This window comes from Streptomyces sp. NPDC055013 (assembly GCF_053608645.1).
On the sequence record NZ_JBSGVW010000001.1, the window covers coordinates 580,459 to 596,879 of the forward strand.

Consider the following 16,421-nt stretch of genomic DNA (forward strand, 5'->3'; position numbering starts at 1 on the left):
TACGAACCGCGTCGATTTGTCGATCAGCCTACGGCGCGGGAACTGATGCGTGGTGGTGAGGGCTTGTGATTCCGCCGGGGGCCAGGGAGGGGGGCGTTGGTCAGGCGGAGTGAACCCGGCCGTCCTTGATGACGAAGTGGGTTGGTTCGGAGCAGCCGAGGGACGGAGTGAGGAGCAGGCTCACCGTCAGCGGGGCGGGTTCGGTGCTTGCGGTGGAGAGCTGACAGACGGCGTGCGCACCGGTGAGGGGGAACCAGAACCAGCCGTCCACATCGCCCACGGTGACGCGGTCGGACTCCTTCCAGGCGCCGCCGGACTGCGTGTAGACCTGCAGGCGTACGGAGGCGGCGTACTCGTCCTGCGTCGATCGGAGCGCGGTCAGTGTGATCTTGTAGTCACCGCCGAGGACGGACGACGCGATCTGCCGTGTCTGCGGCGCTGCGGCTGCCGCTGCGGTGCCGACCGTCGAGGATCCGGCACCGGCGGCGCCGAGCGCGGCCGCCATCAGCATGGTGAGGGCCACGGCCGTGCCGCGGCGGGATCGGATGCGGGTGCGTACCAAGCTCATGTGTTCCCCCGTTGGAACGAGTTGGGAAGAAACGCTCGGAGGCGTTCCGGTCAGTGGTGAAGACACGTCACCGCGGTCAGGGGTTGTACTGCCCTCCTACTGGGGATTGGTTCAGCTGGGCGTAGACCAGGAGAACCTCATCCGGATTCGTCAGGACGTCGTCTCGTCGGCGGGCTACGGTACGGACGCGCTGTGTTGCGTGGCGTTTGCGTTTGCGTTGTTCACGGTCGTCCGAGGAGGAATCCTGTGTCATCGCCCTGCGACCCTCAGTACGCTCCGGTCGGCGATGTAGGTGCAGCGCTCATGATGATCGACTCCCGGCTCAGAACCATCTACGCGGGCAAGGCCGAGACCGACCCCGAACAGCAGCAGTTGGTCGACCAGTTCATCGAGTCGCTGGGCCCCGAGGAAGTCGATGACCTGGTGGACGGCGCGTGCACGCTCATCTACATGTTCATGCAGTGGCTGCGGATGACCTACGAGGACCACGACAGGGACGTCATCGAGTGCGTGGTGCCCAGCTTCGTGGGCTCGCTGCGCATGATGCCCAAGAGCATCCCGCCGGAGTCCATCCCCACCATGGCCGGTCTGGTCGTCGCGGCCGGTACCGGACTGAGCCCCAGCCTGTGGCGCAAGCAGTTCGGAGACTGGACCGGGGACGAGATGAACCCCCTGGAAGCCACGGCCTTCCTGCTCGCGGAGCACATCAACCGGATCACCGACGACCGCGACTTCGCCACCCGCATGATCACCGAAGCTCTGTCCAGCTCGAACATGGACTGACGCAGAGGATGACCTGAAACCGGCCCGCAGCCACCCCCGCCCACCGGTCCATACCAGTGGCGGTCGAACCGGCGGCCCCGAGCAGCCCGCCGATGCCGTATTCCCCCCTCTCACCTGCGCCGCAGATCCCAAAGCCCCCCGCCGCCGTCTTCCGTGATCCACCATCGAGGACGCCGTCGGCCCGGAGGGGCCGTTCGCGACGCACCTGCGTTTTTCCGTCAGGTTGCGCAGCAAGACCACGAAAGCTCCACAGATACCTCACTATTTGACGCGACGGATGCGTCGACGACCGGTCTCTGAGGGGGAAGCCGGCGTCACGCGCGGGGGTGCGTTCGCTCAGCGGAGCCGTGCTCGCCCCTGCCCTGGGAGGGGACAGCACCGCATGAAGCGGACCTTAAGCACCACTCTGCTCACGACGGGCGCGCTCATAGCCGCCTTCGGTGTACCGGCCGCACATGCCGCGGACCCGCCGCCGCCCCGCATCGACCTGCGGGTGCTCGTAGTCAGTGACGGCGGCCCGGCCACCGACGCCATCGCCGCCGAACTGGACACCGCGGGAACGCCGTACACGGAGATCGACCTCACGCAGTCCGGCCGCCCGGTGATCGACGCCGGATATCTCGCGGACACCGTGGACGGCCGGGATCGCGCCAAGTTCCAGGCTGTCGTCCTGCCCAACGACAACCCGTTCCCGGCAAACTCTCCCGAGATGGCCGCACTGGTGGCCTACGAGAAGGCCTACGACATCCCGCAGGTCGACGCGTACACCTACGCCCGCCCCGAGGCCGGACTCCAGTACCCGGTGTACGGCGGCTACTCGGGCAGCGTCGACGGCGTGCAGGCCCAGGTGACGGACGCCGGGCGGGCGGGTCCGTTCGACTACCTCGACGGGCCGGTCCCGTTCGAGGACAACTCGCCCACCGTCGGCGAGAGTTACGCCTTCCTGTCCACGCCGATGACCGGTGCCGACTTCACCCCGTACGTGCAGGCGACGATCCCGGGCACGAGCAAGCAGGGCTCGCTGGTGGGGGAGTACCGGCACGACGGGCGGCGTGAACTCGTCGTCACCTTCGTCTACAACCAGTACCAGCAGCAGTTCCGGCTGCTGGCCCGCGGCATCGTCGAGTGGATGACCGGCGGAGTGCACCTGGGCGCCTCCCGCAACTACTTCGCCGTACACGTCGACGACGTGTTCGCCGCCGACGACCGCTGGAACTCCACGCTCAACTGCACACCGGGCGACGTGGACTGCACCGACCCCGACGCCACACCCGACCCGATCAGGATGTCGCCTGCCGACGTCGACCACGCCGTCGCCTGGCAGCGCGAGCGGGACTTCACCCTCGACCTCGCCTACAACGGCGCCGGCAGCGTCGACCACCGCGAGGACAACAACGGCTCCGACCCGCTGGCCGACCGACTCGTCGCCGAGCGTGCCGAGTTCCGCTGGATCAACCACACCTACACCCACGCCTTCCTCGGCTGCGAACAGGACACCTCGGTCGTGCCGTGGCGGTGCGCCACCAACGCCGACGGCAGCACCAAGTGGGTCAGCCGCGCCGACGTCGCCGACGAGATCGCCCACAACCAGGTGTGGGGGCAGCAGGCCCAGCTGCCGCTGGACAACGCCGAGTTGGTGACCGGTGAGCACTCCGGGCTGCGGGTGCTGCCGCAGCAGTCCGCCGACAATCCCAACCTGGCGCTCGCCCTCGCCGACACCGGCATCGGCTGGCTGGCCTCGGACAACTCCCGCGAGCCCGGCCAGCGGCAGGTCGGTCCCGCGACGACGGTCCCGCGCTACCCGATGAACATCTTCTACAACGCGGGCCGGGCGGCCGAGCAGGTCGACGAGTACAACTGGATCTACACCAGCCGCGCACAGGGCGGCAGCGGCATCTGCGAGGACAACCCGGACACCACGACCTGCCTGCCCGCGCCGCTCGACACGGCCACCGGCTACGCGCAGCACATCGTGCCCCTGGAGCGGCAGATCGCCCTCGGCCATGTCCTCGGCAACGACCCCAAGCCGCACTTCATCCACCAGTCCAACCTGGCCGAGGACCGGATCGCCTACCCGGTCCTGGACGGCGTGCTCGACACCTACGACACGCTGTTCGCCCAGAACACGCCGCTGGTCAACCTGCGGATGAAGGACATCGGCAACGAGCTGAAGCAGCGCGCCTCCTGGCGGACCGCGGTGGGCGACGGGCAGGTCACCGCCTACCGGATCGGCGACACCGTCACCGTCGAGAGCCCGGACGGCGTGACCGTCCCCGCCACCATGCCCGAGGGCACCACCCGGGCCGGCTCGGCCTTCGGCGAGGCGTACGCGGGCGAAAGGTCCGGGTGGACGACCCCGGCCGCCGAGCCGCTCACCCTCACCCTGCCGCATTCCGCGGCCTCCTCCACGGCCCCCGGCACGGGCGGCTCCGCGCTGGCCACCGACCCGGCACCGGACGCCCGCGTGCCCGAGGGCGTGGCCGAGCCGGTCCTTCCCGCGGGGAACTGACCGGCGCACCGGCAGCGAGGTCCCGGCCGCCCGTCGGCAGGCCGGGACCGGCACCCCTCCCCACACCTCGGCCGTGGAGCACATCAATGCACGTTCACCACGGCGCGCGACGCAACGACGCCGCGCGCGTCACCCTGCTCACCGAAGGCACCTACCCGCACAGTCACGGCGGTGTGAGCGTCTGGTGCGACCAACTCGTCACCGGCATGCCCGACATCGAGTTCGACGTCATCGCCGTCACCGGCACCGGACGGGAGCCGATCGTGTGGGACCTCCCCGACCATGTCCGCGGTGTACTTTCCGTTCCCATGTGGGGCACCGCGCCGGAGGGCCGCCCACCGCGCGGCCGGTCCCGCAGGCGGCTCACCGACGCGTACGAGCGGTTCCTGACCGCGCTCGTCGACCCCGGCGCCGAGGGCGGCTTCGCACCCGCCCTGCACGCCATGGCGAGGGCGGCCGCGAGCGGCGAGCTCAGCCCTTTCCTGCGGGGCGACACGGCGATCACGATCCTGACCGCCGTATGGACGCGCCCCGGGCTGGCCGTGCGCGAGGCGCGCCCGACCCTGCACGACGCGCTCACCGCCACCGCCCTGCTCGAACACGCGCTGCGCCCGCTGGCCGCGCCGTCCCCGCAGGACGGCGTCGCGCACGCCGTCAGCGGAGGCGTCGCCGTCCTGCCGGGGCTCGCCGCCCGCGAGCGGCACGGGGTCCCGCTGCTGCTCACCGAGCACGGGGTCTACCTGCGCGAGCGCTACCTCGGATACCGCACCGCGCCGTACCGCTGGCCCGTCAAGGCGGTGATCCTCGGTTTCTTCCGGCTGCTGGCGGAGGAGAGTTACCGCCAGGCGGCCCTGATCACCCCCGGCAATCGCTACAACCGGCTGTGGGAGGAGCAGGGCGGCGCCGACCCGGAGTCGATCCGCACCGTCTACAACGGCGTCGATCCCGCCGCGTTCCCGCCGGCCGGTCCGGAGCCGGAGGCCCTCACCCTGAGCTGGGCCGGGCGGGTCGACCCGATCAAGGACCTGGAGACCCTGATCCGGGCCTTCGCCCTCGTCCGGGACCGACTGCCGGACACCCGCCTGCGGCTGTTCGGGGGCACGCCCCGGGGCGGAGAGGCATACCGCGAGCGCTGCGAGGCCCTGGCCGCCGAGCTGGGACACGGCGACGCGGTGACCTTCGAGGGCCGCGTCGACGACATCAAGGACGCCTACGCGGCCGGGAACGTCGTGATGCTGTCCAGCATCAGCGAGGGCTTCCCGTTCACGCTGATCGAGGCCATGTCGTGCGGCCGGGCGACCGTCTCCACCGACGTCGGAGGCGTGCGCGAAGCCGTCGGCGACACCGGCCTCGTGGTGCCGCCCCGCGACCCGGCCGCCATGGCCGCCGCCGCGCTGGAGCTGCTGGACGATCCCGTCCGGCGGCGGGCGATGGGCGAGGCGGCGCGGCTGCGGGTGATCGAGCAGTTCACCCTGCGGCAGACCATCGACACGTTCCGCGCCATCTACCACGAACTGGCGGCAGAGAAAGCGGAGTTGCCCGCCAGAGTCGTGCTGCCCGCCCCCGCGGTCACCGGCACGAGGAGCCTCACCGGATGAGCGGGCCGATATCCCTCGAACCCGGCGACGCAGGGCAGGACACTCTAGCCCTGCGGCTGGCCGCACCCCGCCCGCCGCGCCGCCGCCCACGCTGGGCCCTGGACGACGCCACACTCGCCATACGGCTGCCCGGCCACGGTCCCGACGAGGAGGCGGTGAGTACGCTCGCCGCCGAACTCGCCGACGCCATAGGGCCCGCCGTCCATCCCTACGAGGTCGCGGCGCTGCTGGAGGCGGAGGGCCTGTCCGCCTCGCTGATCAAGGAGCGGTACGGCCACCCCAACCTCTTCTCGCTGGCGACCGCGTTGTACGAGCGGGTGCCCCGGACGTTCCCCGAGCCGCCACCCGCGACCGACCCGTGGCGACCCGACACCCTGCGCTGCCTGCTGCGCGGCGTGCTCTTCGCGCTGCCCGCGCTGGCCTACCTGCTCATCGCGCCGCTGTGGCCCATCGACCGGCACGCCCCCGTACTGATCGTCGCGGGCATCGCCTCGTGGGCGTGGGGACAGGCACTGGGCCATCGCGCGCACCTGCGGCTGGTGACCGGACGCCGGGAGGCGTCACGCACGTTGCTGACCGGGTCCGCGCTCGGCGCCGCGGTGGCAACGACCCTCGCGGCACTCCCTGCCGACGGCCCGTTGGCCATCGCAGTGGCGGCGGCCCAGTCGCTGTACCTGGCCGCAGCGAGCGTGCTGCTCGTCCTGGGCCGCGAGCGACTGCTCCTGGCCGCGCTCAGCCCGCTCATCGCCGGCGCCGCGGCGCTCCCGTGGTGGGAGCCCGGACCGCTGCTACGGGTCGGGCTGCCCCTCCTGGCCCTGCTGGCCACCTCGGTGGCCGCGGGCCGGGTCCTGTGGGCGGGGCGCGCCGGCCCGGCCGCCTCCGACGCCGGGCGGCCGCCACTTCGCGCATCCGTGCCGTACGGCCTGTTCGGACTCGCCGCGGCCGTGCTCGTCATGCTGGAGGGCCGACGGCAGCCGTATGCGGTGATCGCGCTGACCCTCAGCATGGGCCCCGCCGAGTGGCTGCTGTACCGCTACCGCGGCTGGTCGGTCGCCGCGTTACGGGTCAGTGCGACCCCCGGCACGTTCCTGCTGCGCTCGGCCGCCGTACTCGGCCTGTGCCTGTCCGGCTATCTGCTGTTGCTGCTGCCCGCGGCCCTGCTCACCGACACCGAGGCCTCTCTCCTCCTGCTCGCGGCGGCCCTGTGGACCGCCCTGCTCCTGCAGGCGTTCGGGGTGGCCTGGCCACCCGCCGTTCTCTGCCTGGCCGCCGCCGGAGCGGCCGGAGCGGTGACCCTGCTGCACCTGCCACCCGGACCGGCCGTGCTGCCGTCCGCCTGCGGTGTGGCCGCCGTCTGTCTCGCGGCCTGCGCGATACGCCTGCTCGGCCGGCCCTCCCCGCACGCCTGACCACGCGCACCACCCCTGGCAGACCACAGACCCGCAGTCCGTCCACGCCGGGTCTCCCGTCCGACGACCACTACGAAGGGAAAAAGAGTTGACCTCCGCACCGCTCGCCGCCGTCACCGGGGCCGAAGGGTTCATCGGCTCGCATCTCACCGAGGCGCTCGTCGCCTCCGGCCACCGTGTGAGGGCCATGGCCCAGTACAACTCCTTCTCCTCCTACGGCTGGTTGGAGACCCTGCCCTCCGACGTCCTCGACCAGGTGGAGATCGTCCTCGGCGACGTACGAGATCCCGGCTCGGTACGCGGCCTGCTCGACGGCGCCGACTGCGCCTACCACTTGGCCGCGCTCATCGCGATCCCGTACTCCTACCAGGCCCCGCACAGCTACGTGGACACCAATGTCACCGGCACCCTCAACGTGCTGGAGGCGGTGCGCACCCTGCAGACCCCGCGCCTGGTGCACACCTCGACCAGTGAGACGTACGGCACCGCCCAGACCGTGCCGATCACCGAGGACCACCCCATCAACACGCAGTCCCCGTACGCCGCTTCGAAGGCGGGCGGTGACCGGCTGGCCGACAGCTACCACGCCAGTTTCGGCACCCCCGTGGTGACGCTGCGGCCCTTCAACACCTTCGGCCCGCGCCAGTCGATGCGCGCCGTGATCCCCACGGTCATCGGACAGGTGGCGGCCGGGCAGCGCACCATCACGCTCGGCGACCTGCGTCCCACCCGGGACTTCACCTTCGTCGAGGACACCGCGCGGGCGTTCCTCACGGTGGGCACCGCCCCGGCCGAGCAGGTCGTCGGCCGCACCTTCAACGCCGGGACCGGCGGCGAGATCTCCGTCGGTGACCTCGTCGCGCTGATCGGCAAGGTCATGGACGCCCCCCTCGACGTCCGCGAGGACGCCGAACGCCTGCGGCCCGCGGCCTCCGAGGTGATGCGGCTCGTCGCCGACGCGAGCCGGCTGACCGCCGCGACCGGCTGGCGGCCCGGCCACACGCTGGAGGAAGGGCTCGCGCGAACCGCCCGGTGGTTCGTCGATCCGGCCAACCTGGCCCGCTACAAGACCGGCATCTACAACATCTGACCCGACCGGCACGTACCCGCAGGAGGTATGCCATGCACGCAGTCATCCTGGCCGGAGGAAAGGGCGTCCGGCTGCGGCCGTACACCACCGCGCTGCCCAAGCCACTCGTCCCCATCGGCGACCAGCACGCCATCCTGGAGATCGTGCTGCGCCAGCTGTCCACGGCCGGCTTCACCCGCTGCACCATCGCGATCGGTCACCTGGGCGAGATCATCCGCGCCTACGTCGGCGACGGCACCCAGTGGGGCCTGAGCGTCGACTACGCCACCGAGGAGAGCCCGCTCGGCACCATGGGCCCCCTGCTCACCCTGCGCGACCGCCTGCCCGAGAACTTCCTCGTCATGAACGGCGATGTGCTCACCGACCTCGACTACGCCGACGTCCTGCGCAGGCACGAGGCGTCCGGCACGCCCCTGACCATCGCCACCTACGCCCGCAAGGTGCACATCGACTTCGGGGTGCTGACCACCGACGACAGCCGGGTGGTCGCCTTCACCGAGAAGCCCAGCATCGACTACCGGGTGTCCATGGGCGTCTACGGCGTCTCCCGGGCCACCCTCGACGGCTACACGCCCGGGCTGCCGCTCGGCTTCGACGAGCTGGTGATGGACCTGCTCGCGGCCGAACGCCCGCCGCACGCCTACGAGTTCGACGGCTACTGGCTGGACATCGGCCGCCCCGACGACTACGACCGGGCCAACGCGGAGTTCACCAGCCGCAAGTCGCTGCTGCTCAAGGGGGCCTGAGGAGCCATGCACATCCTCGTACTCGGCGCCACCGGCTACCTGGGCACGCACGTCGCCGAGCACCTGCGCACCCTGCCCGCCGCGCGGGTCCTCGTCGGCGGCCGCTCGCCTGCCGCCGACGTCAGGGTGGACCTGGCCGCCGACCGTCCGCAGGAACTGGCGGCAGCTCTGGCCGACATCGCGCCCGACGCCGTCGTCAACTGCGCGGGCGCGATCGGGGGCGACACCGTCACCCTCGCGGAGGTGAACGCCCGCGGCCCGGCCGTGCTGTGCGCGGCACTGCGGGACGCGGCGCCCGGGGCCCGCCTGGTCCATCTGGGCTCGGCAGCCGAGTACGGACCCACCGGGTCCGGAGCGCGGGTGACGGAGTCGGCGGCGACCCGGCCGGCCGGCCCGTACGGCGCGACCAAGCTGGCCGGCACGGTGGCGGTGACCGCGTCCGGGCTGGACGCGGTGGTGCTACGGGTGGGGAACCCGGTGGGCCCGGGGGCCCCGCCCACCGGGCTGCCCGGCCGGGTCGCCGCTCTGCTCGCGGGCGCCGGGGACGACCCGGCGGCGACGCTGCGGCTCGGTGACCTCTCCGCGTACCGCGACTTCGTGGACGTACGGGATGTGGCACGGGCGGCCCACCTGGCGGTCACCGCCACGGGACCACTGCCGCCGGTGCTCAACATCGGCGGCGGTGACGCCCGCCCGGTGCGGGACCTGGTGCGGGGGCTGGCGGACGCGGCCGGTTTCCGCGGCCGGATCGACGAGGCGCAGTCCGGCGGATCCGCCCGCTCCGCGCAGGTGTCGTGGCAGTGCTCGGACATCACCGCCGCCCGCGACGCCCTGGGCTGGTCGCCCTCCCACACCCTCGACGCGTCCCTGGCGGCACTGTGGGCGGCCGTCCGCCCACGGGCCCGCAGCGCCGAGGGGGCACCGGCACGGTGAGCCTGCTGATTCCGCTGTACGTGCATCCGGCCGAGGACCCGGGCGCCTGGCACCGGCTCATCACGCGCGCCGCGCGCACCTACGCCGTCGTACTGAACCCGGCGAACGGCCCCGGCCGGGCCCCGGATCCGGCGTTCGTCAAGGCCGCCGAGGCCTTGCGCGCGGCGGGAGCCCGCCTGCTCGGCTACCTCGACACGGACTACGGAGCCCGTGAACCCGCCGAGATCACCGCGGATCTGCGCCGGCATCAGGAGTGGTACGCCGTCGACGGCTGCTTCCTGGACCAGGTACCGGCAGCCCCGGACGCACTGCCGGACTGCCGCCGCCTGGTCCGCTCCGCCCGCCGGCTCGGGGCCTCGACCGTCGTCCTCAACCCCGGCGTCCATCCCGCGCCCGGCTACGCCCGGCTCGCCGACCTGACGGTCACCTTCGAGGGCCCCTGGTCGAGGTACGTGTCGGACTTCAGCCGCCCCGCGTGGACCGAGCGGCTACCCGCCGACCGGCTGTGCCACCTGGTCTACGGCGTACCCGAACCGCTCGTGCCGCTCGCCATGAGGACCGCGCAGGAGCGGGGCGCGGGCGTGTGCGGCCCGGTGACGGGAGAACCACCGAACCCCTGGTCCGGGCTGACCCCGGCGCTGACCGAGGCGGACGGGTGAGGCGGAACGTCTCGGCCGTCGCGGCCACCTTGCCGACCCTGGTTGATCCGACCGCGTCCCTCGCCATGCCACGTCGGCCGTGAGCCGGCCGATGCCGCGGTGCGAGGCCGAACGCCGTGGCCTCGCACCGCGGGTTGGCCAGATACCGAACGGTGCGGCGTAGCGGACGGTTCCGCCGGGCAGCGGGTGGGTGGCGTCCAACGTGAGGGCCATCAAGGCCTCGTCGGGGACGTCGATGGTCAGGCCGATGCCGTGGGCGGAGGCCCGGTTGAAGCCGAACCGGGGGTAGTACGTCGGGTGCCCGAGGACGACGACGTAGTGCTCGCCCCTCTCCTTGGCCGCCGCGAGGGCGGCGCGGATGACCGCGGAGCCGGCGCCGCTGCTCTGCTGCTCCGGCCGCACGGCGCACGGGGCCAGGCACAGGGCCGGGACCTCGCCGATGTGGCAGCGGGTCAGCAGGGCGTAGCCGACGGGGCGGCCGTCGTCGTCCGTGGCGACCAGGGACAGGCCGTCGATCCACGCGGGGTCGGCGCGCAGTGCGTCGACGAGGTCGGCCTCCAAGGGAGTCTCGAACGCGGCCAGGTTGATGTCGCGGACGGCGGGGATGTCGGCGCTGGTCTCAGCGCGCGTGATCCAGTTGCGCATGATGGATGATGATCCGTTTCGAGGTGATGTTCGTGCAGGCGCCCCGCGAGCTCACGCTCCCAGCGAGGGCGGACAGGGTGACGTCAGGCCACGGCCCGGGACGTGAGGGAGACCCGGACACTGCGCACGGTGGCCGCGAGCGCGGTCATCAACCCCACCTCCCTGTTTCACCGATCACCTGTTGACACGAACAGCCGTCAGCATACACAGGGCGCCTGCGTGAGGTGGGGTGCCGTCGGGGTCACTCCTCCCGGCACACCGTACGAGGGTCGGCCCCCTTGCGGCCCGGCGGTGCGGAGAGCGGCTGGTCGCTGCCCGCCGGCCGCCCGCACACGGTCGCCGAGCGCACCTTGCTGTCGCGGTAGGTGACCCGCACGATCTTGTAGCCGTGCCCCTGCTGGTCGGCGTACGGCTGGCTGCCCGCGAAACTGACCGTGCCGACCGGCAGGTTCGGGTTGGGGCGCCAGCGCAGGTCGGCCCAGGTCTCCGGAGCGGTCTGCGGGGCGTCGCCGTTCTTCGAGGCCCGGTACAGCACCGCGGTGGCGCTGTAGGCCAGGACCGACTGACCGCTGGAGAACAGCGCGTCGTTCCACGGCCGGGCAGGGTCGGCGAGCGCGGTCGCCGACGTGCCCTCGGGGAGCAGCTCGCTCAGCACGCGGTGGGAGTCCTGGTAGAAGCCGGTCGCGCCGACGAGGTCCATCGGTGCCAGCGCGAAGTGGTAGAGGGTGACCTCCGGTGGGATGCGCAGACTCTCACCCTCGTCGTAGTTGCTCTTGGTCAGGTCGTCGCCGGTGAACACGGTCATGTGCCGGCCGGAGCAGCCGGGCGTGGAGCCGAGTTGGGACATCAGGTTGGGCACGTCCTCCACCCGGCCCGCGAAGTACAGGGCCCGGGGCACGGGGTCACTGGCGCAGATGGCTTCGACCGGGTCGGTGAGTTCCGGTTCGCCGTTGGGGCTGAGCCGGTAGGACCGGGAGGGCAGCAGGGTGAAGCCGGCCCGGTCCAGCATGCCCTTGCCCACTCTGGCCTGCTCGGTCGTGTAGAAGTCCTTCTCGCTGCCGACCTTGCGGGCCAGCACCACGCCCCGGCCGCCGCCCTCGCGTTCGGCGAGCTGTTCGGCGACGACGAGCAGTGCGTTCGCCTCCTCCTCGTCGGTGGCTGCCAGACCGAACCAGTTGGACAGCTTGCGCGCCAGATGGCTGCCGGAGTTGGTGGTGCTCACCACGGGCAGGCCCGCGCCCTTGAGGATCTCCACGGCGTCATCGCTCTCCGTGGTGTCCCGTCCCAGGCCGACGACGCCGACGACCGACCGGTCGCGCCGGGCCAGCTCGGCTATGTGCCGGGCCATGGGCAGCACCTGGAGCATGTTCTCGCCCGCGTTGGCCAGCAGGACTCTTATCTTCGTCGGCTGGTGGGTGCTGACGTTGGCGTACCTCTGGTAGAGGTAGACGCCCGTGATCTCCTCGAGTCCCTTGCGGGTGCCGGACTCGTCCGCAGCGGTGACCGGGCCGGCGTAGACGATCGTCACGTACTTGTCCTGCGGGCCGATCTTCGCGTTCTCGGCCCGGATCGCCTGCTCGACGGCGTCGAAGGTGACGCCCTTGCCCGCGCCGTACAGCTCCAGCGCGTTGCCCGCGGCCAGCCGTACGTCCCCGGTCCCGACCCCCACGCACTCGCCGCCGACCAGAACGGAGTCCGTGTTGGAGCCGACCAGCCGGCCCTCGCAGTAGCGCTGGGCCATCCACCGGTTGCCCAGGAAGCCGAGGGCGAGGGCGATGGCGAGGACCACCGCCAGGCAGGGCCTGGACCACAGCAGCCAGGCCGGCGTACGGCGGATCCTGGTGGTGGAGTGCTGCGTGGAGTGCCGGCGGACCAACTCGTCGGCGGACAGCGGTATCCGCAGGATCCACGGCAGCGCGGCCGCGCGCCCGGGGGACTGGCCGACGTTGAGACCGGTCACCCACTCCTGGTACCTGGCGTCCGCTCCGTAGGCGCGCTCCGGATCCTGCCCCGCCGACCCGTCCGGAGACGGTGCGGCGGGCAGGCCGGGCTCCCTTGTGGGCAGCCCGGGCTCCTCGGATCCGGGCGGACGCAACCGCTCGGCCGCCGGGAGCGCGGCCAGCACCAGCAGCGGGTCCACTTCGCTGCGACGGCTGCGTACGTTGCTGATCGCGCGCAGCAACAGCAGGCCGCCGTCGTCCTCGGTGGCGCACGGCAGATACACCACGGGCGGGACCGTGCGCTTACGCCGCCGCAGGTCCAGCGTCCGCGGCCGGAAGTTCTCGCGAAGGTCCTCCAGCAACGCCAGCACCCGCAGCTCCAAATGAAACTGACGTGCCGTCACATCACCGCTCTCGGCGGCGACGATCTGCTGGGCCGCGGCGAAGGCCCGGCCGCGGATGGTCTCCCAGGACTTCGTCGGCCGCCACCGCGACCACTCGGCGGCGGCCGGCCGGTCGCTCGACGGCGCCAGGAACGTCGTGGTCGCGAACCATCGGCTGGCCCGGCGCAGCCACAGCAGCGGCGGCGCGCTGCGCGCCAGCAGATGCGCCACGCCGAACGCCGCCAAGGCCAGGGCACCGCCCCACACGGCCGTCTGCCAACCGCCCTCGCCCAACAGCACGCTCAGGCAGGCGATGAACATCGCCCCCACGAAACCGGACGGGTTCACCACGGCGCCGACGGTGTCCGTCAGCGCCGAGGCACGGTTCTCCTCGTCGGCGCCGTCCGGGTCGCGCCCCGGACGCCAGCGCAGCTCGGCCAGCCGTCGCATCAGCCGTTCGCGGCGCTGGGCCGCGGACCACACCGTGCTGACCTCACCGCCGACCTCCGGCGCGGCCTGCTCGACGGCCCGCAGCAGCCGCGAGCGCGGAAAGGCGAACGGCTTGTACTGCGACTGGTTCTGGTTGTCCCATGGGTGCTCGCACAGCTGGCGCACCATGTCGATCGCGGAGGAATAGGCGTCCACGCCGCCTCCGCCGTCCAGCCGCTTGGCGATCAGCCCCCGCGGCTGATGGCCCTGGCGGACGAAGTCCACGACCTGTTCCACCCGCCGGTCGAGGGCGCCGCTGTCGTCCTCCTCGGTGGCCTGGAGCACCACCAGCGGTGTCACCGGCGGGTTGTCCCGGAAGTTGTCGATGAGTCGCCTCATCAACTCGAACACGGCGTCGGCCGCCTCGATCCCGGCGCTGCCGCTCCACACCTCTCTGCCCACTCGCTCCGCCCCCGTCGCATCCGCCCGACCCGGCCCTCCCGGATCAGATGGAGATACCCACACCCAAACACCCTGCACCGTACGGGCGTTGCGTTTCTCGCGAGTTGTCACGAGCCGGGTGTGGGCCGATCAAGGTCAGCCGGTGGGATCGAGGAGGATCTTGCGGACCCCGTCCGAGCGGTCGGCGAAGAGTTCGTACGCGGCAGGGCCCTGCGAGAGGGGGAAACGGTGCGACACCACGACCTCCGGCTTGATCCGGCTCGCCTGGGCCAGCGCGATCAGGGTCGGAAGCTCGTAGTGGATCGAGCACAGACCGATGGCGAACTCGAGTTCCTTGATCTGCGCCAGTCCCATGTGGAAGGGGAACGCCTTGCTGTGGCTGACTCCGACGACACTGACCCGGCCGGCCTGCCGGACCGCCTTGAGGGCCAGCTCGATGGTGGCGTCCGAGCCCACGGCCTCCACCACCGCGTCCGGGCCACGTCCACCGGTCATCTCCCGTACGGCGGCCTTCGTGTCCTCGCCCTCGACCGGTTCGACGCCCAGGGACGCGGCGAACGCGCGCCGCTCCGCGACCAGGTCCGCACCGAGCACACGCGCGGCGCCCATCGCGAAGGCGGACTGCGCGGCCATCAGGCCGACGGGACCCAGACCGATCACCAGCACGGTCTCGCCGGGCTGGATCCGGGCGCGACGGCAGCCGTACCAGGCCGTCGGAGCGTTGTCCGTCAGGACGACGGCGGCTTCGTCGGAGATGCCCTCGGGCAGGTGCACCAGATTGATGTCGGCATGGGGCACCGCGAGCGCCTCGGCCTGGCTGCCGGGGAGCTGTGGGCTCACGCCGTAGCAGAGCTCCATGCTGGACTTGGCGTACTCGCACCGGGCGGTGAACCCGGCCGCGCAGGTCTTGCACCGGGTGCAGCCGGCCGAGGCCGGAACCAGGACCCGGTCGCCGGGCTTGAAGCGGGTGACCTGGTCACCGACGTCGACGACCACGCCGACACACTCGTGTCCCGGCGTGTAGCCGAGTTCCGAACTGAACGGTGTGCCCTGGTAAATGTGCAGGTCACTGCCGCAGATACCGGCCGTGGTCACCTGGACGACCGCGTGGGTGGGGCTGGTGACGGCCGGATCGGGGACGTCCGTGTAACGGATGTCGTGACGGCCGTGGTAGGTGAGTGCCTTCATCGGATCGCTCCTCCCCCTGCCGGGTCAGTCCGCGATCTTCAGCACGAGCTTGCCCCGGTTCTCACCGCGGAACAGGCGCATGAGGGTGTCGGGGAACGCCGCCACGCCACCGGACACCACGTCCTCGAGTGACTTCAGCCTGCCTTCCTGCCGCCACGTGGCCATCCGGGTGATTCCCTCGGCGTACCGGTCGGCGTAGTCGAAGACCACCATGCCCGTCATGGTGGCCCGGTTGACCAGCAGCGACAGGTAGTTGGCGGGTCCTTGCGGCTTGACGCTGTTGTACTGGGAGATCGCGCCGCAGACGACGACGCGGGCGCCGCGTGCGAGCCGCAGCAGTACGGCGTCCAGGACGTCACCGCCGACGTTGTCGAAGTACACGTCGACGCCGTCGGGGGCGTGGGTGCGCAGCGCCTTGCGGATGTCCTCGTTCTGGTAGTCGATCGCGGCGTCGAACCCGAACTCGTCGACCAGCATCCGGCACTTGGCCTCGCCACCGGCGATGCCGATGACCCGGCAGCCCATGATCTTGGCGATCTGTCCGACGACGCTGCCGACCGCTCCCGCCGCACCGGAGACGACGACCGTCTGGCCCGGCTCGGGACGCCCGATGTCGATCAGGCCGAAGTAGGCCGTCAGCCCCGACATGCCGAGGGTGCCGAGGTACGTCGGCAACGGGGCCGCCGCCGGATCGACCTTGATCACATCTCGCCCGTCCGACACGCAGTACTCCTGCACGCCGAACGACCCCGACACATGGTCGCCGACCGCGAATCCGGAGTGCCGTGAGTCGATCACGCGTCCCACCGCACCGGCGCGCATGACCTCACCGATCTCCACCGGGCGGATGTAGGACCTGCCCGCGTTCATCCACCCGCGCATCGCCGGATCGATCGACAGACAGAGCACCTGCACCAGGAACTCCCCGTCGCCCGGTTGTCCGACCGGCTCCTCCACGTGCTCCCAGTCGGTGGACCGCGGCTCGCCCACGGGACGCGCGGCCAGGCGCACCTGGTGGTTGGTTCGGCTCATCTTCGGCGACTCCTCAGTCCTCGCGGTGACCTGTCGACGGGCATACC

General features: G+C 71.6%; 12 protein-coding genes and 1 pseudogene. 8 read left to right on the forward strand and 5 right to left on the reverse strand.

What is annotated here, in order from left to right; genetic code table 11:
• Window positions 1–100: 100 nt before the first annotated feature.
• On the reverse strand, window positions 101–568 hold the full coding sequence (locus ACWGDB_RS02505; protein ID WP_453820689.1) for a hypothetical protein: 468 nt from the start codon (window positions 566–568) through the stop codon (window positions 101–103).
• Window positions 569–814: 246 nt separating this feature from the next.
• On the opposite strand from ACWGDB_RS02505, the gene ACWGDB_RS02510 reads away from it, so the two are divergent.
• The 8 genes from ACWGDB_RS02510 (at window position 815) to ACWGDB_RS02545 (ending at window position 10,295) form a co-directional block, all read left to right on the forward strand.
• Window positions 815–1,351: a hypothetical protein gene (locus tag ACWGDB_RS02510; RefSeq protein ID WP_453820690.1), complete on the forward strand. Its 537-nt coding sequence runs from the start codon at window positions 815–817 to the stop codon at window positions 1,349–1,351.
• A 382-nt stretch (window positions 1,352–1,733) separates the two neighbouring features.
• Window positions 1,734–3,860: a hypothetical protein gene (locus ACWGDB_RS02515; protein ID WP_453820691.1), complete on the forward strand. Its 2,127-nt coding sequence runs from the start codon at window positions 1,734–1,736 to the stop codon at window positions 3,858–3,860.
• An 86-nt stretch (window positions 3,861–3,946) separates the two neighbouring features.
• The gene (gene pelF / locus ACWGDB_RS02520) at window positions 3,947–5,458 is read left to right on the forward strand and encodes a GT4 family glycosyltransferase PelF (protein WP_453820692.1); all 1,512 of its coding nucleotides are present in this window, start codon (window positions 3,947–3,949) and stop codon (window positions 5,456–5,458) included.
• Window positions 5,455–6,867, forward strand: a complete 1,413-nt coding sequence (locus ACWGDB_RS02525) for a hypothetical protein (RefSeq protein ID WP_453820693.1) — start codon at window positions 5,455–5,457, stop codon at window positions 6,865–6,867. Before pelF ends, ACWGDB_RS02525 begins: the two co-directional genes overlap by 4 nt.
• An 88-nt stretch (window positions 6,868–6,955) precedes the next feature.
• A complete protein-coding gene (locus ACWGDB_RS02530; RefSeq protein ID WP_453820694.1) occupies window positions 6,956–7,957 on the forward strand; it encodes a GDP-mannose 4,6-dehydratase in 1,002 nt (333 codons plus the stop codon).
• A 32-nt stretch (window positions 7,958–7,989) separates the two neighbouring features.
• Window positions 7,990–8,703, forward strand: a complete 714-nt coding sequence (locus ACWGDB_RS02535; protein WP_383602317.1) for a nucleotidyltransferase family protein — start codon at window positions 7,990–7,992, stop codon at window positions 8,701–8,703.
• 6 nt (window positions 8,704–8,709) lie between these two features.
• On the forward strand, window positions 8,710–9,636 hold the full coding sequence (locus tag ACWGDB_RS02540; protein WP_453820695.1) for an NAD-dependent epimerase/dehydratase family protein: 927 nt from the start codon (window positions 8,710–8,712) through the stop codon (window positions 9,634–9,636).
• Window positions 9,633–10,295: a spherulation-specific family 4 protein gene (locus tag ACWGDB_RS02545; protein WP_453820696.1), complete on the forward strand. Its 663-nt coding sequence runs from the start codon at window positions 9,633–9,635 to the stop codon at window positions 10,293–10,295. Before ACWGDB_RS02540 ends, ACWGDB_RS02545 begins: the two co-directional genes overlap by 4 nt.
• 141 nt (window positions 10,296–10,436) lie before the next feature.
• Here ACWGDB_RS02545 and ACWGDB_RS02550 read toward each other — a convergent pair.
• The 4 genes and pseudogenes from ACWGDB_RS02550 to ACWGDB_RS02565 form a co-directional block, all read right to left on the reverse strand.
• A pseudogene (locus ACWGDB_RS02550) lies at window positions 10,437–10,940 on the reverse strand (GNAT family N-acetyltransferase); the annotation flags it as partial.
• A 241-nt stretch (window positions 10,941–11,181) separates the two neighbouring features.
• Window positions 11,182–14,154, reverse strand: coding sequence for a hypothetical protein (locus ACWGDB_RS02555; RefSeq protein ID WP_453820697.1), 2,973 nt, complete (start codon window positions 14,152–14,154; stop codon window positions 11,182–11,184).
• Window positions 14,155–14,289: 135 nt separating this feature from the next.
• On the reverse strand, window positions 14,290–15,342 hold the full coding sequence (locus ACWGDB_RS02560; protein ID WP_453820698.1) for an alcohol dehydrogenase catalytic domain-containing protein: 1,053 nt from the start codon (window positions 15,340–15,342) through the stop codon (window positions 14,290–14,292).
• Window positions 15,343–15,366: 24 nt separating this feature from the next.
• Complete coding sequence (locus tag ACWGDB_RS02565) at window positions 15,367–16,374, reverse strand: NADP-dependent oxidoreductase (RefSeq protein ID WP_453820699.1); 1,008 nt, start codon at window positions 16,372–16,374, stop codon at window positions 15,367–15,369.
• Window positions 16,375–16,421: the final 47 nt, after the last annotated feature.

Coding starts and splice junctions, on each gene's coding strand:
- pelF (WP_453820692.1), top strand. CDS start 3,947: ATGCACGTTCACCACGGCGCGCGACGCAACGACGCCGCGCGCGTCACC.
- ACWGDB_RS02560 (WP_453820698.1), bottom strand. CDS start 15,342: ATGAAGGCACTCACCTACCACGGCCGTCACGACATCCGTTACACGGAC.
- ACWGDB_RS02540 (WP_453820695.1), top strand. CDS start 8,710: ATGCACATCCTCGTACTCGGCGCCACCGGCTACCTGGGCACGCACGTC.
- ACWGDB_RS02565 (WP_453820699.1), bottom strand. CDS start 16,374: ATGAGCCGAACCAACCACCAGGTGCGCCTGGCCGCGCGTCCCGTGGGC.
- ACWGDB_RS02505 (WP_453820689.1), bottom strand. CDS start 568: ATGAGCTTGGTACGCACCCGCATCCGATCCCGCCGCGGCACGGCCGTG.
- ACWGDB_RS02515 (WP_453820691.1), top strand. CDS start 1,734: ATGAAGCGGACCTTAAGCACCACTCTGCTCACGACGGGCGCGCTCATA.
- ACWGDB_RS02525 (WP_453820693.1), top strand. CDS start 5,455: ATGAGCGGGCCGATATCCCTCGAACCCGGCGACGCAGGGCAGGACACT.
- ACWGDB_RS02535 (WP_383602317.1), top strand. CDS start 7,990: ATGCACGCAGTCATCCTGGCCGGAGGAAAGGGCGTCCGGCTGCGGCCG.